At 39.0% G+C, this 6,708-nt stretch carries 6 protein-coding genes and 1 pseudogene; all 7 read right to left on the bottom strand.

From position 1 onward, the window contains the following. Positions 1-55 precede the first annotated feature (55 nt). Positions 56-1,378, bottom strand: coding sequence for a PQQ-dependent sugar dehydrogenase (locus BLR37_RS17175; RefSeq protein ID WP_090770665.1), 1,323 nt, complete (start codon positions 1,376-1,378; stop codon positions 56-58). A gap of 317 nt (positions 1,379-1,695) precedes the next feature. Beyond that, positions 1,696-2,259, bottom strand: coding sequence for a hypothetical protein (locus BLR37_RS17180; RefSeq protein WP_143009608.1), 564 nt, complete (start codon positions 2,257-2,259; stop codon positions 1,696-1,698). A 31-nt stretch (positions 2,260-2,290) separates the two neighbouring features. After that, a complete protein-coding gene (locus BLR37_RS17185; RefSeq protein ID WP_143009609.1) occupies positions 2,291-2,803 on the bottom strand; it encodes a hypothetical protein in 513 nt (170 codons plus the stop codon). Beyond that, a complete protein-coding gene (locus tag BLR37_RS17190) occupies positions 2,800-3,381 on the bottom strand; it encodes a tetratricopeptide repeat protein (protein WP_090770670.1) in 582 nt (193 codons plus the stop codon). The genes BLR37_RS17185 and BLR37_RS17190 overlap by 4 nt, the downstream gene beginning before the upstream one ends. A gap of 127 nt (positions 3,382-3,508) precedes the next feature. Next, a complete protein-coding gene (locus tag BLR37_RS17195; RefSeq protein ID WP_244154685.1) occupies positions 3,509-4,855 on the bottom strand; it encodes an ankyrin repeat domain-containing protein in 1,347 nt (448 codons plus the stop codon). Positions 4,856-4,865: 10 nt separating this feature from the next. Then, on the bottom strand, positions 4,866-6,101 hold the full coding sequence (locus BLR37_RS17200; RefSeq protein ID WP_208599675.1) for an ankyrin repeat domain-containing protein: 1,236 nt from the start codon (positions 6,099-6,101) through the stop codon (positions 4,866-4,868). Between the two features lie 345 nt (positions 6,102-6,446). Further along, a pseudogene (locus BLR37_RS25405) lies at positions 6,447-6,708 on the bottom strand (hypothetical protein); the annotation flags it as partial.

Below are 6,708 nucleotides of genomic sequence, written 5' to 3' on the forward strand. Positions count from 1 at the left end.
ACAGAAGGCAGATAAATTTACGGCATATTCTGCTAATCTGTGGCTATTTTATAAACTATTTTGCAGTAACTCTCCAGATAATTCCGCTTACATCATCAGCTACGAGTAAGGCGCCATCGGGTGTTAAGGTAACCCCAACCGGACGACCATAAACTTCAGCTTTATCGGAATTGGCTACAAAGCCAGTTAAGAAATCTTCTGGTTTTCCAGCCGGTTTTCCATCTTTAAAAGGTACAAATGCAACTTTATAACCCGAAATTACCGATCTGTTCCACGAACCATGCTGCCCGATAAACGCACCACCCTGATATTTTTGCGGGAACTTAGTGCCTTTGTAAAAGGCCAATCCCAGTGAGGCGGTATGTGCCCCAACTGCTACATCCGGAGCAATTGTTTTTTTAACCATTTCAGGGTTTTTCCCTTTTAAACGGGGATCTTCATTCTGACCGAAGTATGAAAAAGGCCAGCCATAAAATGCGCCTTGTTTTACACTGGTAATGTAATCGGGCACTAAATCATCGCCCAAACCATCGCGTTCATTTACGGCTGTCCATAAAGTGTTGGTAACGGGTTCCCAATCTACTCCTACGGGGTTACGCAAGCCACTGGCATAAATTTTTTCACCTGTTCCATCCAAATTAACTTCTAAAATATTTGCCCTGCGCACTTCATTTTCCAGCCCATTTTCGCCAACATTACTACCAGAACCAACGGTAATGTAAATTTTGCTTTTATCGGCATTGGTTGTCAGGTTTCTCGTCCAGTGGTTATTATAGCCTCCGGCTGGCAAGCTTAATATTTTCTTTCCGGTTGCTGTAATTTTGGTATCGCCCGTGTGGTAAGGATATTGCCATAAACCATCGGTATTGGCCACATAAAACGATTGGCCAATAATGAGCATGCCATATGGTTGATTAAGCCCGCTTAAAAAAGTGGTAACACTTTCAGGTTTGCCATCGTGGTCGGTATCGCGATACAATAAGATAGTATTAGCACTTTTACCCGGAACTTCTGATTTGGCTTTACCGGTAACAGCATTGGCAACAGCTTCTACACTGCTTCTTTCTGAGTTTGAAAGTGCTACCAGCACATCGCCATTAGGAGCAATATAGGTATTGCGTGGACTTTTAATATTTGCAGCAAACCTGGTAACCACAAATCCTGCAGGCGCCGTTGGGGTTTTACCTTCAGGCCAGTCTATTACCTTACTGAATTTAGTTTTAGAAGCTGTAGTATCTGGTGCAGGCAGTTCTACTGCACCATTTTGGGTTGTTACAGTACTGTCTGTACCTTGCGGCTGATTTTTAGATGAATTAGACTGACAGCCTAAAAAAACAAAAGCAGCAAGTGTTGCGGTATAGAAAAATCTGTTTTTCATGTTAACTGGTTTTTGGTGTAGCAAATCCTTTCAGGAAAATATAACATCAAAAACAGACAGAAGTTTTCAATAACCCTGTAAACAAAAAAAGGAAAGCATCGTGAGATACCTTCCTGTGAGAGCGTATTATAGTGATTAGATATGGTTTGTACGAATAAACTAACTGTTTACTGGTGCAGTATAACTCTAAACGGCTGAATTGATTGGCTGTTCAGGTACGTAAACGATTAGTTAAACTAAATTATGGCTTATAAACCAAATATTTAGTTAACGAAATGTTAAAACTCCGATTTTAGTTTAAATACCAGAAACTTATGTTATTTAACCAGGTTTTCGAGCACTTTTTTTTCTATATCCTTATCGTTTAGTAAAAGTGCCGAAAACTGCGGATCGGATTTCACCAGCAGGAATTTTCCGGTAGGAAGGATAATTGCTGAGGTGCCGCAGGTGGTTACCTCTTTAAAGAACATCTTTTTTAGAAAGCCTGAATCGGTTTCTATTTCGAGGCCTTTCGATTTTACCTGACTAAAGTTTTCGCCCACCTGGCGGTATTGATATATGGCCACTTTAGGCCTGGCCTGTGCTTTTTCCTGGATGTTTTTCTGGAAAGTCCACCTTACATTGTTTAAAAACTCGGCATTTTGGTAACTCAAATCTCTCCAGCAGGCATCGTTATTAAAATCGTATTTAATAATAATCGTGTCTTTAAGGGCTACACGCTGGTTTTCTTTAAGGTAAAGATGTAATGAATCTACCTGAGCATCGGTTAATGATCCGGCTTCGTAACGTTTACTTTCATCTACATAGAGCTTGGGTGAGCAGCTGTAGATAAACGTAAGCAGAGAAAAAAATACAAATATCGACGATTTTAAGGATTTCATTGATGTGGGTTTAAAGATTATGGAAATTATTTTATTGGTATTGCAGGCGATAAAATTTATGGCCATCGTCAATTAAAAGGGCATTACCACTAAACCATTTTAAAAAGTTGTTCCAGCTGGCACTATTTGCAAGTTTCCATTTACTAAAAGCTATTTCATCTCCCTTCATTAAGATCCAGTAATTGTAAGGTTCCAAAAAGTCTAAACTGCTTAACTTTTGTTGGTAATCGAAAAGGATATTGGGATATTTTTTTTCATTCCCAGCAGCTGTAAAAAATTGGAGGAACTTGCTTCGGACATCATTTACAGCACTCAGTGTTATTTCTTTTTGCCCTGCCGATGCTAATGAAAGGTCCAATTCATAAACCATTGTAAAGGGCAGTTTAAAATTCTTTGGGTCTTTAATAGCATCTATAGAAAGATTATGGTTCTTTGCAAAAGAGAGCCTAACCGAATCTCCTTTGATCTGGATTCCGTTCTGATAGGTGTCAAACAGAAGTTTGCTGATTTCGGCAGTGCGTTTGGAGTTTCTTTCCAAATTCATAAAGATTCACCATAGAGCATTCCCCATACTTTTTCTGATGAGCCCAAATAGAGTTTCGCTGCGCGGTAATAATTTGAAGAAAAAGTTGGCTCTACTTCTATACCTTTTTCGTAGTATTTGATGGCATTGTCAAAGTCTTTTTTATTCAATTGCATATTTCCTAACTCCACATAGATTTTTCCTGAATTGGGGAATTTTTTTATCCCCTTTTCGTATGCTTCTATTGCTTTGTCGGGCTTGCCCATGTAATCGTAAGCATTGCCAAGTGCCTGAAAAACCAAATCATAAACAGCTTTGTGTTTTGTGAGTTTTTCTAAAATTTCAACTGCTTTACCATAATCTTTTTTGGCGGTGTAGGAGTAGGCAATTTCGTAAGTATAAGCGATGTTTTCAGGATCTAATTTTTGCGATTCTTCCAGTAATTTAATGGCTTCGTCGTATTTTCCTTCTTCATCTTCAAGTTTAAATGCTTCTTTTGCTTTAGTTTTTGCCAGCGCTTTATCTTCATTGCTTTGAGCAAAAGCAGTGTGGGTGAAGCAAAATAAGAGGATTACGAATAATTTAGAAATAGTTTTCATTTGATTAGCGTTTTTATGGTACTACCTCAAGATGCAGAACTAGAGCCGAATCCATAGATAATACCATAAAAATAGAACTAAAAACTTAAGCACTTGCTATTCCATGAAATTTTTACCTGAAATGTGTTTAGCTTTTTAAAATTTTAGCTTTTTCAGCATCAAATTCTTCCTGCGATAAAATTCCTGCATCAAGCAAATCTTTTAAATCCAATAGGGCCTGCTTTTTTGCTGCCATATCGTTTTGTGGAGCAGCAACGGTTGCTGGCGGTGAGGTACTCGCCTGACTGCTTTGACTGGTTTGGTTTGAAGGCCCAAATTTGAGCAAAAGCTCCGCAATTTCGTTATAACCTTTGATGTTGGAATAATCTATAGCTTTCTGCTCTTTCACATTCACAATGTTAGCATCGGCTGATTTTTCAAGCAGGAACTTTACCGCATCTTTTTTCCCATTCGCAGCAGCATAATGCAGGGCAGTATTACCACTTTCATCCTGAATATTCACGTTAGCGCCCTTTTCCAGCAGCATTTTCAGCATACTTAAATGCCCGCTTTTTGCAGCCACGTGCAACATGCTTTCACCACCATAATTATAACTGTTATCGAAAGAGAAACTGGCCGAAATGGAAATGTTATTGGCGGTTTCAACCCATTCCAGGTACGAATACATAGAATCGTCTTTACCTGAAAGCGGCTTGGCATAATTTACATCTACGCCGTTTGCCAAAAATAAATCTACAATTTCTTTCTGGTTATTGGAACAGGCATACCATACCGGCGATAAACCATCTTTTGAGGAAATCAACACATCAGCACCTTTTTCGACTAAAGTTTTGGTGAGCATGCGGTTGGCATCGTAGCAGGCAATGAGCAGTGCCGATTCTCCTGCATGGTTAATGTGGTTAATGTTGGCACCCTTATCCAAAATGAGCTCAACCATAGGGCTGTTTTTAGATTTAACAGCAAAAATCAACGGCGAATCGCCGTGTTTGTTGGTAGTATTGACATTGGCCCCAAATTCAATTAATTTTTCTACCACTTCCTTGTTCCTCCAGCCGGCGGCAATTAACAAAGGGGTTTCGGCTTCGTTATTTTCGCCATCTACTTCCAATCCTTTCTCCAGCAGTTTTTCAAGTACTTCAATTTGCCCGTTTTGCGCAGTTAAGTGCAGCAGGCTATTGCCTTTAAAATCTTTAATATCGGTTCGGGCACCTTTATTTAACAGAAATAGCGCGGTTTGTTTTTGCTTTTGCAGGCAGGCAAAATAAAAAGGGGTTTCGCCGGCATGGTCTTCATAGTCCAGGTCTGCACCTTTATCAATTAAAATTTCTACCAAATCCAAATAGCCGCGGTGTGCAGCATAATGTAATGCCGTTCGACCCTTCTCGTCGGTATAACCTACTTCTACTTCCTGGTTGGCCAGCAACAGCTCTGCTATTTTCCGTTTGCCGCTTTCGCAGGCAATTATAAATGACATCGACATATTATTAAGCGTTTTTCATCAAAAGTTCGACAGTTTTTATTTTCAGGTTATCGTCTGATGCGAGCATTAAAGCAGTCTGGTCCTTATCGTTCGTAGCAGCAAGGTCTGCTCCGTTTTCGATCAGCAGTTTTACCTTCCTGTAGGTTTCTTTAGCTTTATTGGCTTCGTAGTTTACGTTGTAAGCACATACATTATGCAGCAGGGTATTGCCCTGGTCGTCTGGCCGGTTTACATCTATTTGTCCGGTGGCCAAAACTGCTTCCAGAATGTCGGCATCTTTTTCAGCAATTAAATCTAAGGGAGTAACCTGCCGACTGTACCATTCGCTACCTTCGTATAGGTCGGCACCATCTTCAATTAATTTTTTAAGAAAATTAATGCCTTTTTCACTATTCGACATCATGCGTACATATTCGAATAAAAGCGTGCTGCGGTCTTTACTCAACTGATCGAATTGTGGAGCGGCAAAATTGCGTAGGGCATCATATATTTCTTCGCTTTGCAGGTTTGCTACTGCATAAAAAAAGGCCGATTTCCCCATGCGGTCGGTATGGTTCGGATCTGCACCATTTTCGAGTAAGTAGGTAATTAAATTTTTCTTGTTAAAGTTTATGGCCGTAATTAAAGGTGTTTCGGCTACAATGTTGCTCTCGTTAATATCAACACCTTCATTTACGAGGATATCGATATAACTTTTTAACAGGTTGGTAGTTTGTTCGTCATTTAAATTATACCGGCGGAAATTACTTTTAACCACCCGGTGGATGTAATTCTCGTCTGCATTGTTTTTAAAATTTGTAGTGCAACCGGCATCAATACAGGCTTTAATTATGGCTAAATCTACTCCGTTTTCGAATAGATAACCCAACAGCGTTTGGGTGTTAACTTCATCATTTAGATTATCGAAGCGGGTAATAAATTCCTTAAAGAAACTGATGTCGGCTTCCTCATTGCCCAGGTTACGAACAATGCTTTGAAAAATACTTTTGTCAAAACTGTCGAGTTCGTAAATGTCGGTTTCGATGGTTTTATCTTTCACCATCAGGTTAATAATTTCGTATTGTTTTTCCCTAATCAGGTTATCCAAAATCGATGATTTTTGATGTTTCTGAATGTTTTTTGAGAGTTTTTCGCCGTTCAGCATGGCGTTTTTGGCATCATCGAACTGGCGCGCGTTTAACTGTTGATCTAAGGTAGTTTCGGTCATTTCAATTAAAATATTTAAGATAGATATATGCATTTCCCGCAACAAAAGTTTAGCCAAAGAATAAACTTAATTGAAAATTATCCGGAATGTTGCAATAAACGAAATGATAAAATAGTGCATTTTTTCGTTCTGATTTTTGGAAAGCAATTGCAGTATTCCATGGGTTAATTTCTTCCTGCTCTACCTTCTGCCATGAAAAATGGCATCCGATCGATCAGGTTTAGATTGGTTTCTTTCTGCTGCTATACCGGTTTCCGTGTTACAGTCATACGTTTATAGCCCTGATTGGAGCGGGCATCCCGATATTTCATCGGGATAAAGCGGAAAGGTACTGTCTTCAAAACCAAATTAAAATCGATATATTTTTAATAAATTTGTTTAGTGAAATTTTTCTTCGGAAATTTTATCATGTGTAGCCTCTGCTTGTTCAGAGGCTATTATTTTTTGAGGATAATTAAAGTCAGTCTGGTATTTTTGTTTTTTTCTCCATAAGTAATACGCCATTATCAGTAATTTTTTCTGCACAGCAACGTATCCTTTCATCTTTATACCTGTTCTTTTATAAACTCTTTCGTATAGCATCTTAAACTGCGGCTGATCATCACGAACAGCACATAGGGCTGGCATATGCAGGATTCTT

It is taken from the genome of Pedobacter soli, assembly GCF_900101435.1.
Taxonomy (GTDB): Bacteria; Bacteroidota; Bacteroidia; order Sphingobacteriales; family Sphingobacteriaceae; genus Pedobacter; species Pedobacter soli.